The organism is Oceanospirillum maris DSM 6286, from assembly GCF_000422865.1.
GTDB classification, from domain to species: domain Bacteria; phylum Pseudomonadota; class Gammaproteobacteria; order Pseudomonadales; family Halomonadaceae; genus Oceanospirillum; species Oceanospirillum maris.
In genome coordinates, this window is the sequence record NZ_AUGW01000027.1 from 1 (window position 1) to 23821 (window position 23821).

10 protein-coding genes are annotated in these 23821 nt (G+C 50.6%); 5 read left to right on the plus strand and 5 right to left on the minus strand.

Going from position 1 to position 23821, the window contains the following annotated elements; genetic code table 11:
* The 3 genes from G517_RS0111015 to G517_RS0111025 form a co-directional block, all read right to left on the minus strand.
* A partial coding sequence (locus G517_RS0111015) for an MBG domain-containing protein (RefSeq protein WP_036591272.1) occupies positions 1-4644 on the minus strand: 4644 nt, incomplete at its 3' end.
* A gap of 156 nt (positions 4645-4800) precedes the next feature.
* Entirely contained in the window at positions 4801-10209 is a 5409-nt protein-coding gene (locus G517_RS18795) for an MBG domain-containing protein (RefSeq protein WP_051206318.1), read from the minus strand.
* Positions 10210-10318: 109 nt separating this feature from the next.
* Positions 10319-11929: a ShlB/FhaC/HecB family hemolysin secretion/activation protein gene (locus G517_RS0111025; RefSeq protein ID WP_028304459.1), complete on the minus strand. Its 1611-nt coding sequence runs from the start codon at positions 11927-11929 to the stop codon at positions 10319-10321.
* A 426-nt stretch (positions 11930-12355) separates the two neighbouring features.
* On the opposite strand from G517_RS0111025, the gene G517_RS0111030 reads away from it, so the two are divergent.
* Positions 12356-14233 (plus strand): sensor domain-containing diguanylate cyclase, encoded by a 1878-nt coding sequence (locus tag G517_RS0111030; RefSeq protein WP_051206323.1) that lies wholly within the window; start codon positions 12356-12358, stop codon positions 14231-14233.
* A gap of 188 nt (positions 14234-14421) precedes the next feature.
* Here the strand turns inward: G517_RS0111030 and G517_RS0111035 are convergent, their stop codons facing one another.
* On the minus strand, positions 14422-16593 hold the full coding sequence (locus tag G517_RS0111035; RefSeq protein ID WP_028304461.1) for a malate synthase G: 2172 nt from the start codon (positions 16591-16593) through the stop codon (positions 14422-14424).
* A 445-nt stretch (positions 16594-17038) separates the two neighbouring features.
* Here G517_RS0111035 and G517_RS0111040 point away from each other — a divergent pair, with 445 nt between their 5' ends.
* From G517_RS0111040 to G517_RS0111055, 4 genes are all read left to right on the plus strand, one after another.
* A complete protein-coding gene (locus G517_RS0111040) occupies positions 17039-18019 on the plus strand; it encodes an alpha/beta hydrolase (RefSeq protein ID WP_051206325.1) in 981 nt (326 codons plus the stop codon).
* Positions 18020-18158: 139 nt separating this feature from the next.
* Complete coding sequence (locus G517_RS0111045) at positions 18159-19955, plus strand: COG3014 family protein (RefSeq protein ID WP_028304463.1); 1797 nt, start codon at positions 18159-18161, stop codon at positions 19953-19955.
* Positions 19956-20030: 75 nt separating this feature from the next.
* Positions 20031-20624, plus strand: coding sequence for a penicillin-binding protein activator LpoB (locus G517_RS0111050; RefSeq protein WP_028304464.1), 594 nt, complete (start codon positions 20031-20033; stop codon positions 20622-20624).
* Positions 20625-20696: 72 nt separating this feature from the next.
* The gene (locus G517_RS0111055) at positions 20697-21764 is read left to right on the plus strand and encodes an LPP20 family lipoprotein (RefSeq protein ID WP_028304465.1); all 1068 of its coding nucleotides are present in this window, start codon (positions 20697-20699) and stop codon (positions 21762-21764) included.
* A 119-nt stretch (positions 21765-21883) separates the two neighbouring features.
* Here G517_RS0111055 and G517_RS0111060 read toward each other — a convergent pair whose 3' ends face one another.
* Positions 21884-23797, minus strand: a complete 1914-nt coding sequence (locus tag G517_RS0111060) for a beta-ketoacyl synthase (protein WP_028304466.1) — start codon at positions 23795-23797, stop codon at positions 21884-21886.
* Positions 23798-23821 lie beyond the last annotated feature (24 nt).

Below are 23821 nucleotides of genomic sequence, written 5' to 3' on the forward strand. Positions count from 1 at the left end.
GGCACCTTGGGCTGTCCCGCCCCAGCTGAGAGAACCGTTCAGCACAGAAACATCTTCGCCATTAACAAAACCGTTATAGCTCACGCCATTATTGCCAGACCACGCCAGACCGTCATAGGTTTTGCTGACATCCTGTGCGGCCACTGTGAGATTCGCCTTACCGATGCTTAATGCGCCATCCACAAAGTTAATGTTGTAGTTATCAGAGCTTAAGCCGGATGGGAGCAGGGTATAGTTACCGGCATTGACGGCACCTTGGGCTGTCCCGCCCCAGCTGAGAGAATCGTTCAGCACAGAAACATCTTCGCCATTGACAAAGCCGTTATAGCTCACGCCATTATTGCCAGACCACGCCTGACCGTCATAGGTTTTGCTGGCATTTTGTGCAGCGATGGTTAAGGGCGCTTGGCCAATGGTCAGCGTGCCGTCATTAAAGCGTATCTCATAGTTAGGTGAACTAAGCCCCGAAGCAGCAATGGTATAGTCTCCGGCATTCACCGCCCCTTGGGCACTGCCGCCCCAAACCAGAGTTCCGTCTAAATCGGCTAAGGTTTCCCCCGCCGCGAGGCCATCAACATCGACGCCATTACCGCCAAACCAGGCTTCACCGTCGTACACCTTAAAGGCATTCTTGGCACTGATCATCAGATCAACCACGCCTTTTCCGATGGTTAGCGTACCGTCCACATAATTGATGGCGTAGTTGTTGGAGGTCAATCCAGAAACAGAGAGGACATAGTCGCCAGCATTAATAGCTCCCTGAGCGTTACCGCCATAGGTGAGTGTTCCGCTAAGCACACTGGCATCTTCACCGGTCACAAAGCCGTCGTAGCTAACGTCGTTACCACCGGTATACGCCACTCCGTCATAGATTTTGCTGGCATCCTGCGCCGTCACCTTCAGATTGGCTTTGTCGATGCTAAGCGCACCATCCTCATGGAATATAATATAATTATCTGAGCTTAAACCGGATATCGCAAGATTGTATTCCCCAGCATCGACGGCGCCTTGGGCGCTACCGCCATAGATGAGTGTCCCGTTCAGTACCGACTCGTTTTCGCCGTTAACAAAACCGCTGTAAGTGGCGCCATTGCTGCCCGAGTAAGCGTTACCATCGTAAGTCTTGGTCACATCTTTGGCTGTTACTGTCAGGGTTGCTCGATAGACGGTTAACTTGCCCGGCTTATAAGTAATGTTGTAGTTGCCATTAGCTAATGAACCTTGAGTGATGTCATAGGCTCCGGCATCGCTGGTCGGTGCGGCGGTCGTGATGAGAGCGCCGGACAGACTGTCTCCATTGATCAGGGCTCCGGTAGTGACCTTGTAGGTCAGTGCCGGATTAGCACTGCCGTAGAGGCGGTAGTGATTATCACCGGTAACCGTTATAGCCCGAGGGTCAATGGTAAAGGTGCCTGGGGTATAGGTCAGGCTGTAGTTACCTGATGCTGCAAGGCTGCCCTGTGTAATGCCGTAGGTGCCCACATCGCTGGCCGCCGTTGCGGATGTGGTAAGGTTTCCTGACAGGCTATCGCCATTGACCAGTGAGCCTGAAGTGACTTTGTGGGTCAGCGTGGGAATGATGCCACCGTAGATTTGTAGCTTATTGTCGCCGGTAACGGTTATAGCCCTAGGGTCAATGGTTAAGGTACCGGGAGTATAGGCTAGACTGTAGTTGCTAGAGGCTGCAAGGCTTCCTTGTGTAATGCCGTAAGTGCCTACATCACTGGTAGCGCTTGCGGTGGTGGCAAGGCTTCCTGACAGACTATCGCCATTGATCAGTGAGCCGGAGGTGAATTTATAGGTCAGTGCCGGATTGGCCTCACCGTAGATTCGGGAATAGTTGTCTCCGGCAATACTGATCGCTCTGGGGTTAACGGTCAGTGTTCCACCTGAACCAACCACACGGTAGCTCACCCCGCCATCACTGGTTGTCGTTGCTGGAATAGTATAGGAACCTGCATTAGAGCGTGTGTAGACAGTGTCGCCTTTGGGCCCAAAGACGTAGCGGTCTGGGCCACCCGATATTGGGGTAAGACTTTGGCTGGCCAGGTTATCGCCGTAGGTCATGGTAATGTTTGGAACTTTGACATAGAGGACAGGGGAGAGAGCAAACAGCTGAGGGTGATAACCACTGGACGATGGTGCCCAAGTGGTATCGAAGTCCCAGTCTGTTGCGTTCGTCATAAAGCCGTTTGTATCCTGTAGCTGGGCTGTCGTCAGGCCTGTAACATCTGAGATGCTTGATGAGCTTCCATCACCTACGCCAGCTGTCATACCCGAAGTTGTAGTATCCCAGTAGGAGGCAATAATATGGCCTTCGTTATATCCCACAAAGCCGGCGGCGTAAGCTGAGCTGCCTCCGGACGCTGTCGCCGTGCCTGTTGCATAGGCGTTGGCGATGGAGCCATAGTTATATCCTACCAAGCCTCCGGCGTAAGCTGCCTTGGTTCCTTCAGTTGTCGCTTGGGCGCTTCCGGTAGAATAGGCGTTGGTGATACTAGACCTGCTGAATCCTACCAAGCCTCCAGCGTAAGAGTTGGCGCTTCCTGTATTGACCGCTTGGACGTTTCCGCTTGAATAGGCGTTGTTGATGTTGGTAGATCTGCCCTCTCCTACAAGACCCCCTGCTCCACTGTGGTGGTTTGCCGTAGTCGTAACATTTCCTGTGGCGTAGCTGTTACTGAGCAGCCCGAAATTGAGTAAGCCGATTAGTCCACCCGCGAAGGTAGCGCCTACAGTGTTGGTTGACGAGACATTACCGGTTGCATAAGTATTTCTTACGAATTCAACTCCGTGATTGGCGTGGTGTACTCCTATAAGGCCGCCAGCATAAGATGTGCTGAGCTGAGTGTCACCGTTATTCGTCAGCGAGACGTCTCCAGTAGCATAAGCATTGGTGACAGTGCCAAAGTTGTGACCCACGAGGAAACCTGCATAAGGGGTATCGCCGGTATTTTTCGTGACAGTAACACTCCCTCCCACGAGCCCTATATCACGTATATCTCCCTCACTGATACCAAATAGCCCCCAGATACTTGTGGTTGCAGCCGTATTTTCGATAGTCAGGTCGCTGATGGTATGGCCTAGCCCTGTGAAGGTTCCCGTGAAGGGACTGGAGTATGTCTCACCCACTAGAACGTGGTCGTAGGTCGTGCCCGAAGCGTCTAGGTCTTTGGCCAGAGCATAAGCGCCGCCAAGCCCGGTGGTGTCGATAGCGTCCAGCGCCGCCATATCATGGATCAGCGTATAGTCAGTGCCGTTAATATTAAGTGCTGCGTGACTGCCCGATAGGGTAACTGAAGCGTCTGAGGCAATTGAATAGTCTTTGTCCGTCCCTGTGTTCAGTATCAACCCTGCGTTAGTGCCGGTGGCGGTGATGGTCTTGTTGATATAGATGTTGTTATCCGCGTTTAGGCCCAGGGTGGTATCGGCATTCCAGCTCACGGGAGCATTTACGTAAATATCACCCGCTTCACTGCCAGCATCGACGGTTTCTATCGTGATATTGCTTCCAGCCAATTGAGCGTTCAGCGTGCTGGCACCAATGCCGCTGTCAGTTTTTGTGGCACTGCCGGCTGTAATATAAAAATCAGTGGGGTCGATCAGCCATTCGCCGGTGTTGCCGTTTTCGGCCAAGGTGGTGACTTGCACGGAGTCGTTAATCTGTACCTTGGCGGCGCTGGTTTCAATAAAACCGCCGTCGCCATTTGTGCCATCAGCGGCAGGTGCTGAGGCATCTAACGTACCGGCCACTTGCAGTTGCCCTTGCTGCATATCGCCCAGCAACACAATTTCGCCTTTTTCACCGGTGGCAAGGGTTTGCGCACGGGTAATGCCTGTGTGATTAATCACACTGGTGGCGAGCTTACCGGCCGCGCCGGCAGTTAAATACACGCGACCACCATCGGCACGAATGGCTCCGCCTTGCTCGATTAAGGTATTGAGTGCGCCTTCATCTACCCGTAACTTCACTGGCCCGCCCATATCCAACGTCACCTTGCGGCCAGCGCCCAGTAGCACATTACCAGCTGTGCCAGATATGAGTGCAATAGTGCCGCCTTCGCTTGCCTTGATAGCCCCTTGGTTGGTCACTGCTGCTGTGCTGTCACCTGCAAACTGAAAGTGTCCGGCCATAAAGTCGTCGTTGCTCAGTTCCAGCGTAGAGGCTACTAATCCGCCGGTATTCACCTGGGCGCTGGGGCTGAACAATACACCATTGGGATTCAGCAAAAACACCTGACCGTTGGCTTCAATCGCCCCTTGAATGCGCGAGACATCTGCCCCCAGTACGCGATTCAGAGCGACAGATTGGGCATCAGGTTGGTTGAATACCACCTTGTTGTCTTTACCGATGGAGAAACTCTGCCAGTCTACGGCCAGCTTGTCAGAATGCTGCTGTACGTGCAGGTTATCGCCCTGATAGCTCAACTGACCTTGGCCAGCAGAGATGTGCCCTCCCTGGGGCAGGTCGGCCCAAGCGCTGGCACTGCCCAGTAGCAGTAGCAGTGGTACACAGCGAGCAGTAGGTGTTTGGCCTTGCGTGCGGCTTTTACCTTTACCGCGAGCAATCTCTGGTGCCACACACCACGCCCCAAGGCTGTGATTCCAAACCAGTCGAAAGATGTGATTGAGTGAATGGTTCATAATCAGCTCCGTTGAATCTGTGATAAAAGCCCGTTAGTGCTGGCATAATGGCTGGAGTATAGGGCTTGGTAGGTAACAGAACGGACACAGAAACGCTTAAGAACAAAAAAAGCGCGATCAGAGACCGCGCTTTGAAGTGGGTAGAAAAAGGGGCGTTCAGGGCAAGAGAATACCGGTACCTACCACTCTCAGTTGTGTGTTTTGACTCGTGAGTTCCGTATTGTTGGTTGAGTGGTACGCCAACTGAGCTTGTTGCACGGCCTGACTGTAGCGAGGTCCCGCAGCCTCCATCGGTGAGATGATATGCAACTGCCCATCAATAAAGGTCAGTTGATAGTTATCAGCGGCTAACCCTGAGGCAGACAAGCGGTATTGGCCCGGCATATTGGCGCCTTCGGCACTGCCGTGCCACAACAGTTCACCCTCTAGCACTGATGCGTCTTCATTTGCCACAAAACCACTGTAGTTCACCCCATTACCGCCCGACCAGCTTGAGCCATCCTGCACCCAAAGGGCATCCTGTGCCGCCACCGTCAGGTTCGCCTTATCGATGGTTAGCACACCGTTATTAAAACGTATGTCGTAGTTTGGGGAGCTAAGACCAGAAGCAGTTATCGTATACCGCCCTGCATTAACGGCGCCTTGGGCAGTGCCGCCCCAGCTGAGTGTGCCGCCAAGCACACTGGCATCTTCACCGGCCACAAAACCATTATAGGTGACATCATTGTTACCCGTCCAAGCTAGCCCGTCATAGGTTTTGCTGGCATTCTTTGCCGTTACTATCAGGGGGGCTTGGTCGATACTTAATGTGCCATCAACAAAGTTAATATTGTAATTATTGGCGCTTAAGCCCGATGCCGCCAAGGTATAGTCACCGGCATTGACGGCACCTTGGGCGCTGCCACCCCAGCTGAGTGTGCCACCAAGTACACTCGCCGTTTCACCATTAACCAATCCATCGTAGCTCACGTCATTACCGCCCGTCCAAGCTTGGCCATCATAAGTTTTGCTGGCATGTTGTGCGGCCACCGTCAGATTCGTCTTGTCGATAGTCAGTGCGCCCTCTACATAGTTAATGTTGTAGTTTGTTGAGCTTAAGCCCGATGCCGCCAAGGTATAGTCACCGGCATTCACTGCGCCTTCGGCCGTGCCGCCCCAGCTGAGTGTGCCACCAAGTACACTCGCTGTTTCACCATTAACCAAGCCGTTATAGCTTACGTCATTACCGCCCGTCCAAGCTTGGCCATCATAGGTTTTACTGGCATCTTTCGCGGTCACCGTCAGGTTTGCCTTGCCGATGGTTAGCGTGCCGTTGTTAAAGCGTATCTCATAGTTAGGTGAACTGAGCCCCGAAGCCGTTATCGTATAGTCTCCGGCATTCACCGCGCCTTGGGCGCTGCCGCCCCATACTAAGGAACCGTCTAAATCGGCCAAGGTTTCACCTGCCGCCAAACCTTCAATATCGACGCCATTACCGCCAAACCAGGCTTCACCGTCATACACCTTAAAGGCATCTTGGGCTCTGATCATCAGATCAACCACCCCTTTGCCGATGGTCAGCGTGCCATCCTCATAACTAATATCGTAGTTTGTTGAACTTAAGCCCGATACAGAGAGGGTATAGTCACCAGCATTAATAGCTCCCTGAGCGTTACCGCCATAGGTGAGTGTTCCGCTAAGCACACTGGCATCTTCACCGGTCGCAAAGCCGTCGTAGTTCACGCCATTGCCGCCCGTCCAAGCTTGGCCATCATAGGTTTTACTGGCATCTTGAGCCGTTACTGTCAGGGCAGCCTTGTCAATGTTGAGCGTGCCATCAACATAATTGATGTTGTAATTATCTGCGCTTAAGCCTGCTACTGTCAGGGTATAGCCACCCGTATTAATGGCACCCTGAGCGCTACCGCTATATGTCAGTGCTCCGCTTAGCACCGAGCTATTTTCCCCATTGACAAAACCGTCATAGGTGACGCCATTCCCGCCAGCATAGCCGTTTCCATCGTAGGTTTTAGATGCATTGTTGGCTGTTACCACCAATGCCGCTTTGTCTATAGCCAACTGACCCGCTTGATAAGTAATCGCGTAATTACTGTTATCTAATGAACCTTGAGTGATGTCGTAGCTGCCCACATGGCTTGCAGTGTTGGCTGTGGTGGCTAGGGTTCCGGACAGGCTGTCGGTGTTGACCAATGAACCGGAGGTCAGGCTATAGGTCAGGGTGGGGTTGGCGGCACCGTAAGTCCGAGACTGATTGTCTGCTGAGACAGTGATCGCTCGGGGATCAACGGTCAGGGATCCCGGTGCATAAGTTAGGCTGTAGTTGCTGTTAGCTAGTGAACCCTGGGTGATGTCGTAGATACCTATATCACTTGTGGTGGTGGCAGTGGTGGCTAGAGCTCCGGATAGGCTATCGCCGTTGATCAGAGAACCGGAGGTGATTTCGTAACTCAGAGTTGGGTTGGCATCACCGTACGTCCGGGATTGATCGGCGGCGGACACGGTAATTGTCCGTGGGGTAACGGTTAAGATACCTGGTGTATAGGTTAGGCTGTAGTTGCTGGACGCTGCGAGGCTCCCTTGTGTGATGTCGTAGCTGCCCACATCGCTTGCAGTGGAGGCGGTGGAGGCAAGCGTTCCGGACAGACTATCGCCGTTGACCAGATACCCGGAGGTGACCCCGTAGGTTAGGGTTGGGTTGGCGGCACCGTAGGTTTTGGACTGGTCGTTGGCGGTCACCGTGATAGCGCGGGGGACTATTGTCAGGGTGTCCCGTGGGCCTATTACACGGTAGTTTATCCCCTTGGCACTAGTGACGGTTGCTGGAATGCTGTAGGAGCCCACATCGGAGTGTGCGTAAAGGGTGTCGCCATTCGGTCCGAAGGCATAGCGGCTTGGCCCTCCACCAGACACGGCAGCGGTGTTTGGGCTCCCTAGGCTATCGCCGTAGGTTAGTGCGATATTTGGGGCTTTAACGTAGAGAACAGGCGTCAGTGCATAAAGCTGGGGATAATACCCGCTGGAGGGAGGTGCCCAGGTGGTATCGAAATTCCAGCCGGATGCATTTGTCATAAAGCTGTTTGTATCTTGTAGTTGGGTGGTGGTTAGCCCTGTCACCCCGGATGAATTTCCGCTACCAACACCAGTTGTTATACCCGAAGTGGTCGTATCCCAATAGGATGCGGTAATCCGTGGGCTGCCAGGATTAACCCCTACAAGGCCGCCGACTTTAATTTCGGTAGCATTTCCTGTTACCGACCCGGTTGCATAGGTGTTGGTTATTGGAATGTCGTTTTGCCCCACGAGTCCACCCGCGTATACGTAAGAGTAGATGATCAAAGCGTTGACTGCCGTTGCTGAGACGTTTCCGGTTGCGTAGGCGTTGGTGACGGTTCCAAGGCCGTAAGCGAATCCCGCGAGTCCCCCCGCGCGAATATGGATAATTCCGCTGGCTGTTACCACGCCGGTGGCATAAGCATTAGTGATGTTGTCTCTGTTGCTGCTCCCTATGAGGCCGCCTGCAGATGCATGGTTAAACTCGGTGTTGGCCGTTGCCGCCCCCGTTGCATAAGCATTGGTAATGTTGCCTCTGTAGCTGTTCCCTACGAGGCCGCCTGTGCGAACGTCGCCTGTTGCGCTCGTCGCTGAGACATCTCCGGTTGCATAGGCGTGAGTGATGGTGCCTCTGTTATTGCTCCCTACGAGGCCGCCCGCGTATATGTCTTGGCTTCCGGTTAGCTTCTGCTTCATTGAGACGTTTCCGGTGGCATAGGCATTGGTAATAGTGCCCGCGTTGGCCCCTGTTAGATAGCCGGCAGTGAGTACTGCTCTATCGCCTTCTACCGTAACACTGCCCCCCACAAGCCCTATGTCTCGGATGGTTCCATTGTTGACCCCAAACAGCCCCCAGTTATCCGTGGGTGCAGCCGTATTCTCAATGGTTAGGTCGCTTATGGTATGGCCTAGCCCTGCAAAGGTGCCGGTGAAGGCGTTAGTATCATCTACTCCCACCAGGGCGTGGTCGTAGGTGGTGCCTGAAGCATCTAGGTCTTTGGCTAAAGCATAGGCACCGCTAAGCCCGGTGGTGTCGATAGCGTCCAGCGCCGCCATATCATGGATTAGGGTATAATCGGTGCCGTTGATATTAAGGGCTGCGTTACTGCCCGATAGGGTAATGGCAGCGCCAGAGGCAATGGCATAGTCTTTACCTGCCCCCGTGTTCAGCACTAGTCCAGCGTTAGTGCCGGTGGCGGTGATGGCTTGGTTGATATAAATGTTGTTATCTGCGTTTAGGCTGAGGGTGGTATCGGCACTCCAGCTCACGGGAGCATCCACGTAAATATCACCCGCTTCACTGCCAGTATCGACGGTTGCTATCGTGATATCGCTTCCAGCCAATTGAGCGCTCAGCGTGCTGGCACCGATACCACTGTCAGTTTTTGTGGCACTGTCGGCTGTAATATAAAAATCAGTGGGGTCGATCAGCCATTCGCCGGTGTTGCCGTTTTCGGCCAGAGTGGTGACTTGCACTGAATCGTTTATCTGTACCTTGGCGGCGCTGGTTTCAATAAAGCCGCCGTCGCCCCCTTGACCCTCAACTACTGGGGCAGACGCATCTAACGTACCCGCCACTTGCAGTTGCCCTTGCTGCATATCGCCCAGTAGCACAATCTCACCTTTTTCACCGGTAGTCAGGGTTTGAGCCTGTGTGATACCACTATGGTTGATAACACTGGTGGCGAGCTCGCCAGCGGCGCGGGCGGTCAATAAGACCTTGCCGCCGTCGGCCCGGATGGCACCACCTTGCTCGATTAAGGTATTGAGTGCGCCTTCATCCACCCGTAACTTCACTGGCCCGCCCATATCCAACGTCACCTTGCGGCCAGCGCCCAGTAGCACATTACCAGCTGTCGCGTCTAACGAACCTTCGTTAACAATGGTCGCGGCAATCAGGGCAATAGTGCCGCCTTCGCTTGCCTTGATAGCCCCTTGGTTGGTCACTGCTGCGGAGCTGTCACCTGCAAACTGAAAGTGTCCGGCCATAAAATCGTCGTTACTCAGTTCCAGCGTAGAGGCTACTAACCCGCCGGTATTCACCTGGGCGCTGGGGCTGAACAATACACCATTGGGATTCAGCAAAAACACCTGACCGTTGGCTTCAATCGCCCCTTGAATGCGCGAGACATCTGCCCCCAGTACGCGATTCAGAGCGACAGATTGGGCATCAGGTTGGTTGAATACCACCTTGTTGTCTTTACCGATGGAGAAACTCTGCCAGTCTACGGCCAGCTTGTCGGAATGTTGTTGTACCTGCAGGTTATCGCCCTGATAGGTCAACTGACCTTGGCCTGCGGAGATGTTCCCGCCCTGGGGCAGGTCGGCCCAAGCTGTCGTGCTGCCCAGTAGTAGTGCTAGAGGTAGTGCCAGGGGTAATAATCGACAGGTTGCCGATGTTTGGCCTTGCGTGCGGCTTTTACCTTTACCGCGAGCAATCTCAGGTGCCACACACCACGCCCCAAGGCTGTGATTCCAAACCAGTCGAAAGATGTGATTGAGTGAATGGTTCATAATCAGCTCCGTTGAATCTGTGATAAAAGCCCGTTAGTGCTGGCATAATGGCTGGAGTATAGGGCTTGGTAGGTAACAGAACGGACACACCAAGGTTAAAAAAGCCAGATTAAAAATGGTATTGAGCACTTGCCCATATACGCGGTTCTCCGCCTTTAGTGTCTGACTCAGGGGTACCACCTTTTGTTCGCCAGGCGGATACCATATTAAGTTGCCAGTTATTCAGGCTGGCTCTTAAACCAAGTCCTGCACCTGCGAGTGTGCGGTGGTTGTCTCCAGGCTCCCACGGTTGTGCGTTAGATTCCATGCTGCCAGCATCATAAAACAGATAGGGTTGCAGCTGCTTGTGCTGGTAGCGCAGTTCCAGCTGGCTAAGCCAGCCTCTGTCGCCAAAAGCTTCGCCCGAGGGGTAAGCACGCACTCCGTTGGGGCCGCCCAGGCTCATGCCTTCTGAAGAATCGAGATTGACATCACTCCATTGACCACTGATGTGGCCATATAAGCTCCAGTGGCGATTCAAGTGCTGCAGGCGAGCCAGCTCTAAGTTAAATTTGCTGAAACGGCCTTCAGTTTTAGCTGTAGTACGGTCAATTGAGGATAGCGTTTGGTCAAGATTCAGTTTACCAGGGGTAAGACTGATGTTAGACCAGGTCAGGCCGCCACCGAAGAGTCTGTCACGATGGTCGAAACGCAGGCTGGCGGTAAGGCTGTCACTGGATTTTTGATTAGTGGCGTATAATTTAGATGGTCGATCTTCCAGACGCTTATGGTTAAAGGTAAGGTCTGCATACAAGTTGGTGTTCTGCGAGCGAATCAGGGGATAGTCAACGCCCAGCGAGCCAATACGGGCTTTACCTTTAGCGCCCAGCTCTTCAAACTCCTCACCAAGCTGATAGTAGGTTTGAGTATAGCGAACATAAGCCTTGGCCCCGGTATTAGATATTGGCAGGCTGTAGCCGATGTTGCCATACCATAGCTCTTTAGTAAGCATCATGGCCAAGTCCAGCTTATCCCCTAGTGTTGCCAGTCGATTAACAGATGCATTGACATGGGTACGCCAGGTTCCGGTATAACGGCCACCATGATTATCGATGCCAATAGACGCTGTATATTTCTCAGTTTCATGGATATCAATCTCCAGATCACCGGCACCTACTGTTTTGCCCGGCATTAGAACAGGGTTGATGTCGATTCCTGGCAGATCCCCCGCTAGGCCAATGACTCGCTCTAGGTCTTGCCCCTTAATGACCTCACCGGTAGCAATATTAGGGATGCGCGAGGGTATGCTCTGGGTCAGCTTGTCTGGGCCTATAAAGCGGATTTCACCAAACTTGCCTTCCACAATGGCAATTTCCAAATCTCCAGTTGCAATGGATTGCGGCGGAAGATACGCCAGACCAAACGGATAGTCCTGATCATGGTAGAACTGAGTGATACGCTGTGCGAGATGTTGTAAAGACGACAGATCATGAGCTTTGCCGATAGCATCCTGAATGACGGCCTGTAGGGCTTGATCTGAGAGCACACTATTGCCTGAGAAATGAACACTTTCAACGATGACTGTTGGTCCGCCAGGCTTAACCGTTGGCTCTAAAGTCTGTTTTTTAATTTGCAGGGGAGGGGTATGCAAAGTGGGTTGGCTTGGCTGCCTTATTTCGTCGAGCACTTGACCTGAATCAGGCTGTGGGGTGGCTAGAGTAAGAGTGGATACTCCAAGCACACCGACCCCAATTATAAAAGATAGGAAAGGGGGATTATAAGTCTGGAGTCCGCATCTGTTCATGGTATGACTATTCCTCAATATTTTACATAGTTCTAATATCAGGGCGGTGAAAACACGTGAGCTTTCCTTCGAATCGCAATAAATAGTCGGTGGATTGACTCTTGCTCCCTGACCAAAATGGTGGAAGCTTAGGCCGTAGGAGGTAACAGATGGGACACAAACTAAAAAGTATTCATTATTTGAATGGAAAATGAAGTTTAAGGCCCCCAAAAGCCATTAATTACCGAGAGGGTGATAAGGACAGCATCTGCTACCTTCGTGCGGCCAGTGCCAACCCTTATTGTATTGGGTTAAAATAGTCCTCTTTCTAATTTACTTTGCGCTGTTCTGCTAAAGATATAGCGGCAAAGGTATGGGGGCGTAATGAATATTGAACAAAAAACTCATCAGGTTTTATTACTGCGCCGCCGTATTCTGTTAATTACGGTACTCGGCGTTCTTATTACCAGTGTTGTCGCTGGCCTCAGCACCGCTATTCCATTTTATATTTCTACTCGTACTAGCTTAGAAAAAACAGCATTTCTCAGTACTCAGGCACAGGCGAGTATTGTCGAAAATTTGTTGGATAAGTATCAAGATTTAGCACGTCAATTTACTAGTCGAACTGAAATTCGCAAGCGCTTAGAAATCTATGCTGCTGGAGAGATGTCGCTTGATGATCTCGTCGCTTTTACCCAGCCCCGTCTGGCAGATGCGGCATCTTTCTCTAGCGAAATTCTGGGTATGGTTCGCCTTGGCCCGAAAGGTGAAGTAGTCGCTCAACTCGGAAAAACACCTCCTATTCAGGATTTAAAGACGGATCTAAACCGCTGCAATGGTATTCGTTGTCAGTTCGTCCCGTTAGATGGCGCATTGGTTATACAGGTTAGTGCTCCATTATTGTCTAAAAATGGCATAAAAATTGGGCGTGATGTTATCTTCTTCAGCACCGATACTCTCACCAATATTCTTGCGGACCCTCTACGCATGGAGAGCCAGTTTCACGTTATTCTGACTCATCTTGAGTACCGACTGATGGTCGAGGTAGATAAAGTAACGGGACACATATCGATTAAAAAATTGGATGATCAACTCGCAGAGTCTTTGCAATTACTGCAAAAAACAGGCGGTGGCGTGGCTTCTTCCGCACACGCTTGGGAGGATGATGTGCTGTTTTATGCTCCCGTGCATACTTCTGGTTGGGGGTTGGTTGCCGCTATTCCTGCTCAGGTTTTTTACTTTCCTGTTTGGCAACAGCTTTTATGGCCGTTAGCGGGTATTTTAACCATGATGTTACTGGCTATATTTGTGCTAGGCCGAGCATTGCAGCCACTCATTAACAGGCTAACAGACCAAGCCGAAGCACTTGAAGAGGTTGCGGCAGAGCTGCAACTAGCCGCTAGTGTTTTCGAAGGAACCCATGAAGCCATTGCCGTTACCGATGACAGCCATCAACTGATCAAAATAAACAAAGCCTTCTGTAATATTACCGGCTTTGATGTGGAAGATACGCTAGGGAAAAAGCTAATCGACTTTTTTTATCCCGATGAATCACAAGATGAATTACAAGAGCGTATCTGGGAGCCGTTACAGCGCTGTGGTGGCTGGCAGGGAGAGATCCGTTATCAGCGTAAGGTTGGCGAACCTTTGCCCGTTTTACAGAGCATTAGCCCAGTGTTAGATGAGCAAGGTGAACCACAAAGTTTTATTCATATTTTTAATGATATTTCTGAGCACAAAGCGATAGAAAAACAGATTCATCACTTGGCGCATTATGATCAACTGACAGATCTGCCTAATCGTGCGCTGTTAAATCAACGCCTAAGTTTGGCCTTAAAAAAGGTAACTCGTCATAAGCACTCATTGGCTATTTTGTTTATGGATTTAGATCACTTTAAAGAAGTGAACGACACTCTTGGGCACCCTGTTGGCGATTTACTCTTGCAAGCCGTTGCAAAACGGGTGGGAGAACGGCTACGGGAAGTAGACACTCTGGGGCGCTTGGGTGGTGATGAGTTTTTAGTCCTATTAGAGCACTCAGTCAGCCGCGAGTCAGCGGCTCGGGTGGCGGATAAAATAATACAATCCCTAACAGAGCCTTTCATCTTGGAAGGGCACAAAATAAAAATCGGCGTTTCTGTTGGTATCAGCCTTTACCCGGATGATGGCGACAATACCGATGATCTGGTTAAGCACGCAGATATCGCCATGTACCGCGCCAAAGAAAGAGGCCGGAATAACTACCAATATTTTTCACCTTAGGCTTCGTTATCGTGGGAGATGCCGGATGACGCGCTAATCAATATCCGTGTGATTTCAGATGTTGTGTATAGCGCTTATCCGGCCTACTTGTTGTGTTCTGACGTTTTTGATTCCGGAAGCCTATAAACCAAAAAGCCCCGACCTTTTCAGGATCGAGGCTTTGTTTGCTTTAAGCGTTTAACCGGCGTTTAAGCCTGTTGTGCTTTTAGCTTCAGGCGGCATTCATGCAGCAGGGGTTCGGTGTAACCACTTGGCTGCTTGGTGCCTTCAAACACCAGTTTGCAGGCGGCTTCGAAGGCGATGCCGTCGAAGTTGGGTGCCATTGGCGTGTAGGTTGGGTCGTTGGCGTTCTGACGATCGACAACACCGGCCATGCGCTTCATGGTTTCCATCACCTGCTCTTCAGAGCAGATACCGTGATGCAGCCAGTTGGCGATATGTTGGCTGGAGATACGCAGGGTTGCGCGGTCTTCCATCAGACCAACATCGTTGATATCCGGTACTTTAGAGCAGCCTACGCCTTGATCAACCCAGCGTACTACGTAGCCGAGAATACCCTGTGCGTTGTTGTCTAGCTCTTGTTGAATCTCTTCTGCTGACCAGTTCGGGTTAGCTTCCACCGGAATGGTCAGAATGTCATCCAGATTAGCGCGGCCACGGACTTTGATCTCTTGCTGGCGGGCAAAAACATCAACCTTGTGGTAGTGCAGGGCGTGCAGGGTGGCGGCTGTAGGCGACGGAACCCATGCGGTGTTAGCGCCGGACATAGGGTGGCCGATTTTGGCTTCTAACATACCAGCCATTAGATCCGGCATGGCCCACATGCCTTTACCGATCTGAGCTTTACCACTTAGGCCACATTCCAGACCAACATCCACGTTCCAGTTCTCATAGGCACCGATCCAAGGGGCGGCTTTCATTTCACCTTTGCGGATCATTGGGCCTGCTTCCATAGAGGTGTGGATCTCATCGCCGGTACGGTCGAGGAAGCCGGTGTTGATAAATACGGTACGGTCTTTTGCAGCGCGGATACACTCTTTCAGGTTTACCGTGGTGCGACGCTCTTCATCCATGATGCCCATTTTCAGAGTGAAGCGCTCCAGACCCAGTGCGTCTTCGATGCGGCCAAACAGTTCGTTAGCAAAGGCCACTTCTTCCGGGCCGTGCATCTTAGGCTTCACGATATACATGGAGCCGGTAGTGGTGTTGCTGAACTGGCCGTCACCTTTCAGGTCGTGCAGGGAAATCAGGGAGGTGCAAACACCGTCGAGAATACCTTCCGGTACTTCGTTGCCGTCTTTGTCCAGGATGGCGTTGTTGGTCATCAGGTGACCGACGTTACGCACAAACATTAAGCTGCGGCCTTTCAGTGCCATCGGTGAACCATCTTTACCGGTGTACTCGCGGTCACTGTTGATACGACGGGTAAAGGTTTTGCCGCCTTTGGTCACTTCTTCGGTCAGGTCGCCTTTCATCAGACCCAGCCAGTTGCGGTAGATGACCACTTTATCATCGGCATCTACAGCGGCTACGGAGTCTTCACAATCCATAATGGTGGTCAGAGCAGACTCCATCACCACATCTTTAACACCTGCAGCATCATCTTTGCCGATCAGATGGGTGCGGTCGACCTGGATCTCAAAGTGCAGGCCGTTGTTGACCAGCAGTACAGACTCAGGAGCATTAGCGTCGCCATTGAAGCCAACAAACTGCTCCGCGTTAGCCAGACCGGTTTCAGAACCGTCTTTCAGGGTCACAACCAGTGCGCCATCTTTAACCGCGTACAGGGTCGCTTCGGTGTGATCTGAAGAGGCCAGCGGGGCTGCTTCATTCAGGAAGTTACGGGCAAATTCGATCACTTTTGCGCCACGAACAGGGTTATAGCTGCTGCCTTTTTCTGCGCCGTTCTCTTCAGAAATGGCATCGGTGCCGTACAACGCATCGTACAGGCTGCCCCAGCGGGCATTGGCTGCGTTCAATGCAAAACGTGCATTCATAACCGGAACCACCAGCTGAGGCCCGGCCATGGTTGCCATCTCTGGATCTACATTGGCGGTGTTGATTGTAAAATCATCGCCTTCAGGCAGCAGGTAGCCGATCTCACTGAGGAAGTCTTTGTAGGCGTTTAGGTCGAAGGCTTGGCCTTTACGGTCACGGTGCCATTGATCGATCTGTGCTTGAATCTGTTCACGTTTTGCCAGCAGTTCACGGTTACGGGGCGCTAGATCATGGACGATAGCATCGAACTGTGCCCAAAACTGTGCGGCATCGATATTTGTACCGGGAATGGCATCGTTATTGATAAAATCGTAAAGGGTTTTTGCAATATTTAGATTGCCGATCTGAACGCGTTCAGTCATGGAGAGTGCCTCTAATGTTGTGCTTTTAAGTTGTGCCTTTAATAGGGTGCTAATAGATTGTTGTCATTAGCTTAGAGCGATACTTAATCCCATGTGCCGTGGTTTTAAGCGCCCTGACCCTGTTTTTTTATCAGGCGTTTTCTCATTACCTGTTAAGTTTTGCCTCTGCTTTCTGATGTGCCGTCGTCCAGCCAGAGTGCCGCTGTATGATCCAAGATCATACGGGTGTTTGTAAAGATACCTGAAATGAAGTCAATTTGTCCCTAGATGTACGCCTAATGAATAATGCCAACGCGACGGCTAGGTCACAAATTTAGCAAAAATGGTTTTCTGAGGTAGGATGCCTGCACCGTTTTTTGGCAGGGTATCCCTTTATTTGAATGGTACTCCTATTTAATAGCGGCAAATTAATAGCGGCAAAACTCAATAGGATTGACCTCTTATTATGACGAATATGATTGATCCTTTTAACGCTCGGCAACTTCGTGAAACCCTGTTGGCAAAACGGCCAATGGATGCCGTGGCGATTGATCGCATTAAGCAAACGTATCGTGATTTTTATAACCTGAGCTGGTTGCCATTTGATGAGCATCGCTGGGGATGTGTGCGCTCTGATGACTACGAAGTGGTTTACCAAACATTCATCCCCCGCCTTGGTCACAAGGATGATATTAATAATGACAAAGCCGCGGGAGGGTGTTTTTACCTGCTGCACGGCTATTACGATCATGTGGGACTGTACGCTCACCTGATCCACTTTCTGTTGAGTGAAGGCTATGAAGTGGTGGCGATTGATCTGCCAGGACATGGTTTATCATCAGGTCCAAGGGCTTCGATTATCTCCTTTGATGAGTACAGTCGAGCACTTTGGCAGGTGATGCAGTTAACCGCGCAGCAGCGGGCCAAGCCATTAAACTTAATCGGTCAAAGTACAGGCGGTGCTGTGGTTATTGACTGGCTGTTACGCAGTCCGTTTAAGACGGAGTTTGCTATTGATAAAGCGGTACTGTTAGCCCCCTTGGTGAAACCTTGGAACTGGACACAAGGGTTGCTCAGTTTCTATTTATTGTCGCCGTTTACCCGACGGCTGAAGCGCCGTTATTCACGCAATAGCCATAATGATAACTTTTTGCGTTTTCTGCAGGATGACCCTCTGCAACCAAGGTATTTGGCCGTGGATTGGGTGCGGGCATTGTCCCGTTGGATACCTGCGATAGAAGCTGCAGACCCTGTTGTCGCAGACTGCCTTATTATTCAAGGTGAAGAAGATCGTACCGTTGATTGGCCGATTAATTTGGATATTCTTCAGGAGAAGTTTCCTGATGCCGAAATACATCGCTATCCGATTGCCCGTCATCATCTGGTGAACGAGCGGGCCGATATTAGAGAGCAATGGATGGCCGCGCTAAGGCGTTATTTAACGTAGGCTGTTTGAAGTGAAATAGCCCGTTGGCGTTTTACCGAATCAAAACAGATAAATAGTTTTTCTTGTGCTGGAAGCAGGCTAGACTACGGCTCTTAGAAATGGCGGTGGGCACAGGTGTGCTAACAAAGGGATCTTAGCCTTGTTCAGATGGTTTGCGATAACATTTAAATACCAAGCTTTGGCAACATGGATCTCTATTGGTTTACTGCTAAGTGTTTTGTCTGGCTGTAGCACCTATGGCGATAGTGTTCAGGCCGTATTGGATGATGTTCGGGCGCAGGATTATGCCCGTGCTGATAAGGTTGCTGATGATAGCCTATCGCCGATTGGCCGTGACCGCTTACTCTACTTCTTAGAACGGGGCATGATCGCCCATCTTGATCATCGTTATCAGGACAGCAATGCTCTGCTGGAGCAAGCCTATCTTATCTCCGAATCGCTATACCGCACCAGTGCGACAGATTGGCTTGCCTCCGCGATGACCCACCCCGGTAATGCCTCCTATAAGGGGCAGCTCTATGAGCGTATCTATCTGCATTACACCAAGATGCTGAACTATTTGCTGCTGGCGCAGCAGCAGGTTAGAGGGCAGCGACAGGAGCAGCTTTTGGATAGTGCTCGGGTTGAAAACCGTCGTATTCAGATTTTATTGGATGAAAATGTCTTTAAAACTGGGGATTACGAGCAAGCGAAAACAAAAGAAGAAAAACTCTTCAGTAAGATCTCCCAGGTATTTCGTCGCTTAAATGGTGATCCCGTGGATGTAGAAAAGCTTAAGTTTCGTGATCAAGCTTTCTCCCATTACGTCATGGGTGCCTTGTATGAGCAATACGGAGAGCTAGATAATGCCCGCGTAAGCTATCAGCGTTCTGCCACGTTGTACGAGGACGGTTATGCCAAGCAGTACAATCTTGATCATGACATGGTTAAGCAAGCATGGAGTGATACCATCCGCGTGATGCAAAAAGCCGGTGGTTATAATGGTCGTTGGCAGCAACTGGTAAAAACGAAAGGGCTAGATAGCACTGGGACATCAAAAAATAGCATTGCAGATAAAAAGCGCTATCTCTATCAGCCAGAAAAAGCAGAACTACTGATTTTGCAGCATGTTGATTTGTCACCTCAGCGTAAGGTGCTCAATATGCAATTGATGATTAACAGCGACAGCCGTCAATTGGTGATACGCCCTGTGCCTATTGGTACTCGGCAAGAGCAGCGAGAGCAGATGGCTTGGTTTTATATACTTTACGCGGATAAAGGTCTTTATAACATCGTGCGAGACTTTTCTGATGGCTCCATTCTCAATAGCGAAGGGGTGCTTTTTAATAGTCGAGCGACCACGTTGCAACCGGTTTGGTCTTTAGTAAGGGATACCGGACTCGATGTTATTTTAGGCAATGGCGGCGTGCGAATCGCTGTGCCCTATTACCCGATCCCCTACGCGCCCTTAATATCTGCAAATGTTAGTGTTAAGGGCGCTGTAGATGGTGACAAGGGAGTGGTAGAGCGTAAGAAGGTTATGATCAAAGCGGATTCTGTTGCCATGCTAGGTTTGCTACAGCAAGTGATTGCGGCCCAAGGCGATCTTAATAGCGCTATGGCCCGAGAAGCATTACGCAATATGGTAACTCAGGAAGCCGTCAAAGATATGGGCGCTTTGGGTATGCTTGGTGGTAAATTGCTGACCGCAAGTACCACCAATGCGGATACCCGTAATTGGTTGCTGTTACCGCATCATATTCGGGTACAGCGTTTACAGTTAGAACCAGGACAGCACAAAATAACCCTAACCAGTCGCTCTACAAAAGGGCAGACGATTAAACAAGATTATGATGTTGACCTTAAAGCTGGGGAGTTAGAAATTTTAGCCCTGCGCACTTTCGTTCCAACCGATGCTTCAGCAAATAATCTTTCTGCAAGCAAGGTTACTCAATAACTTAATGCTGTATGTTTATACATTCAATCGAATAGAGAATAGATAGATCCAATCTCAAGGAGAAAACCAATGGGTATGATGGCGAAACTGGGTGCTATTTTAATTATGGGTAGCGCGGTACTGGTTGCAGGTTGTGGTGGACCACAGGTCGAACGGGTTGATGCCAATAAAGAGATCGCCTTAACGGATCGTTGGAACGATGAAGATTCACGCCTTGTCTCCAAGGAAATGATGCAGGATATGCTGACTTTTCCGTGGCTAAGCCGTTATAAAATGAGTACCGATGATGCTCGACGACCAACCGTTGTTATCCATACGATCCGTAATAAAACCAGCGAACATATTCCATCAGAAACCTTTGTAAACGATATCAAACGTGAACTTCTGCGTTCTGGCGATGTTGATTTTGTGGTTAGTGGTGACGAGCGCGACGATATTCGAGATGAACGCCGAGACCAAGAACTTAATGCCTCATCGGAAACTCAAGCTCAAATGGGGCAGGAAACCGGAGCTAATTTTGCGCTGTCAGGCAGTATCAACAGCTTTGTGGATCAGTTAGATGATGTACGCGTTACCAGCTATCAGGTTGATATGAAGTTGATCGATATGACAACCAGCCGTGAGGTCTGGAATGGTCAGAAGAAGATCAAGAAAAAGCTGAGTCGCTAGCCTCTTGGGTAGAAATAAACACGGTATTAGATGTAAGAGATGCGCCAGAAGTCAATAAACAGGAGAGTGAGTTTGGCCTTTACAACTCAAAATGTCAGAAAAAAAAGCAGCGTGATGTCATGGCTGTTAGCTGCTGCGGTATTAACCGGCTGTTCTTCTGCGCCTACACGGCAAGCGGGTGAAGCACCGACATGGGTTGATCAGCTTCCACAACAGGCTGGGTACGTTTATGGCGTTGGTAGTGCGGACAATACCGGCAGTGAGTCTGACGCGAAAGAGAATGCTAAAGAGCGCGCACGGGCTGATTTGATTCGCCAGATGGAGGTTATGATCAGCAGTGACTTTACCAGCGAAACTCAGCTACAGATGATAGGTGGTGTTACGAGTCGCTTTGTTGAGCAGGTTAACGACAAGGTACGCAGTCAAATTCCTGATGTTGAACTACCGGATCTGCGTTGGACTGATAGCTGGGTCAACCCTGAGACCCGTACCCATTATGCCCTAGCGGAGTTAAACCGTCGGGCCGCAGAGGCCAAGTTAGCGGAGCAGCTTAGCAGTCTTGATCTTGAGCTATTAGATCAACAGCTACCGGCCACTAAAATGGCTGATGGCACGCCGGTCAGTCGTATTGATCAAGTGCGGGAGGCTGTGCCTGTTTTAGCGATGTTCGCTAAACGTGACAAAATTGTGCGCCAACTGCAGTTTGTTGCAGAGTCTGGTTTTTCCCGCTTCGCCCTCGACTCTGATCTGGTGGATCTACGGAAAAAGTTAAACGCTTTAGTCGGTGCGCTAAAAATCACGCTTTCCCCGAGTAATGCTGCGGCAAAGGCTTTAGATGCAACGATAGCAGAAGAGATGACAAAGCTGGGGTTACGTTTAAGCACAGCCGGTGATGCCGATGCTGATTTACGTTTAACTTACACATTAGGCATTAATCGTAAAGATGTGAACCGTACCCACTATGTCTTTGCTCGTTCTGCGGTACAGATCCGTGACAGCGACAACCGCATCATTGGTGCCTTTGACCGTGAAGCTAAAGGGGTTTCCGGTTTAGAAGATAGGGCTAAGCACCTAGCGGTTAGACGGCTGGGTAGTATTCTAGCTGGTGAAGTTATTGATGCGCTGTTTGTCGTTGAGTAAGCTGATCTAATCGTTAGCTTGAAAATAAAAAGCCCTAGGTCATATACGTTTTTCAACGTAATGGCCTAGGGCTTTATATCGACTGCGCGAGAGTTTATAAACGGGAGCCTATAAACGCGTTAGCTCATATCTGAGAAAGGGTTATCCAGCTCTAAATTGACATCCTGTGCGTAGCCTGGGATATGCACGGTTTTATCCGTGATTTGCAGTTCTGGGCCTTCTAATACCTCACGGTCACCAAAGTGATAGATCACTCTAAATCGACCGGCATCCACTTCTGCTTGATACTCTGCCGCACGAGCTTGCTGCAGCTGTACCTTCTCTTGCCATGAATCAATCGCCGCTTGGCTATGCTTTTTAGTGAGCATTTCCAGAGTGACTTCTGGCGAAAAGATAATACCGGTGGCGTTATTGCCACCAAAGCCCTTCGCGTTGATAAAGGCGGTATCCATTGGGCGGTTAGACAGATCAATGGCTTGCTGAGAGAACTCCAGATTGCTCTGGTGAACATCATCGGCAATTTTGTCTGTCGTGGCGATACCTGGGATCATCTGGTGAGCCCATGTACCTAATGCACTAATCGTTTGGTCTCCGGCGGCGGTACCTTGGGAGTGGCCGACGTAGCATTTAATCGCGGCAATAGGCCAGCTTTTGATGTCAAAGGCTTTGGCGACTTGGTTTAGCACATGGGATTCTGTCACCCGATTTTTAGGGGTGCTTGTACCGTGGGCGTGAACATAGCTGCGTTGGCGCAGTGATTCTTCACCCAGAATAGAGCGCACAAGGGCGGCAGATTTTGCCAAGGTGACGTAGTTACCAATCCCAGGCGCACTGATCGACTTTTTATAGCCGTCAGCATTCACAAATACTTCTGGCACTGAACCGAAAATTTGAGCACCCAGCTCTAGGGCTAGAGTGTCATCGGTTAGCATCAAGTATTGCGCACCCTCGGCCATGGTAAAGCCGCAATTCTCAGCAAAAGGACGGCAAGCTTTCTGGTAATCAGCATCGGTCAGTTTTTCTAAGGCATCCAATGCCATTAGGCTAGCATCATCGGCCAAGGCACCCATTACGCGGAAGCCTTCGATAATCTCCGGTGTGACTGGTGCATCACTGGTGCCGACAACCGCTAACCGACGACGACCCAAACGGATATCAGTTACCGCCGCCTGCAGGTTGTACAGAAAACTGGCGCAAGCACCAAGATGACCGGCGGTTGCTCCCACACTTCCCAACACATAGGCGTTGATAAAGTCTGCGGGCATTTGGCCGTAGCCTAGTGGCATCTGTTTAGACGTAGCACGCTTGCCGTTGACAAAGCTCTGCATTAAGCCGCCCCAGCCGTAATGATCCATCTGGCCAATGGAGTTACCGGCATAAACCGCCATTTGATCTGGGCGCAGGGTGTCTTTTACCGTATCCCAATCCAAGCCGGTATTACCTAGCATGTCAGAGGCCGCAAAAAGAGCCATCTGCAAACCGCGAGGGTGGTGGACAGAGCGGTAATATTCGCCCGGATTAAAGCCCGTAGGTATCTGGGCGGAGGCTTTAACACCCGCTTCTCGGCCATCGGGAATCAAGGCTTCAAAACTACCCGTTAGAATAATTTTAAAGTGGCCATTTTCTAGCGTTTCGACCTGCCAGTTGTCAGGTGTGGTTTCAGGCATTTGGCGAGGGCGAAGCGTAAAGCTTAGATATTCTTGGTCAGGGTTGATGGTGAGCCTCGCATTGGCGGGCATGGCATCAACATCAAATAGATCAGGATGGGTTTTACGAATGAGCGTGTTGTCTAACACTTGATCACGCAAAAGATCAGCGGCAGCATCTAGGGCTAATATATCGCCTTCCAGAGTGATCCACTGACCCTCTTTTTCTGACAATAGTCCCATCATGCACGCTAAGCTGACAATAGTTTGCGCCTGCTGTGTGGTGCTAAGATTGTTTAAAACGGTGCGACGGAAGCTCTGAAAACCTGAGCTACGGCCTGCAGCATTAACGCCGCCAAAACCAATAATTACCGGTAACTGTGACAAGCCCCACTCCTCATGACGGTGTCG

What these genes read in the sequence shown, in the direction of transcription:
- G517_RS18795 (WP_051206318.1), bottom strand. Translation starts at nt 10,209, where the DNA reads ATGAACCATTCACTCAATCACATCTTTCGACTGGTTTGGAATCACAGC.
- G517_RS0111030 (WP_051206323.1), top strand. Translation starts at nt 12,356, where the DNA reads ATGAATATTGAACAAAAAACTCATCAGGTTTTATTACTGCGCCGCCGT.
- G517_RS0111035 (WP_028304461.1), bottom strand. Translation starts at nt 16,593, where the DNA reads ATGACTGAACGCGTTCAGATCGGCAATCTAAATATTGCAAAAACCCTT.
- G517_RS0111040 (WP_051206325.1), top strand. Translation starts at nt 17,039, where the DNA reads ATGACGAATATGATTGATCCTTTTAACGCTCGGCAACTTCGTGAAACC.
- G517_RS0111050 (WP_028304464.1), top strand. Translation starts at nt 20,031, where the DNA reads ATGATGGCGAAACTGGGTGCTATTTTAATTATGGGTAGCGCGGTACTG.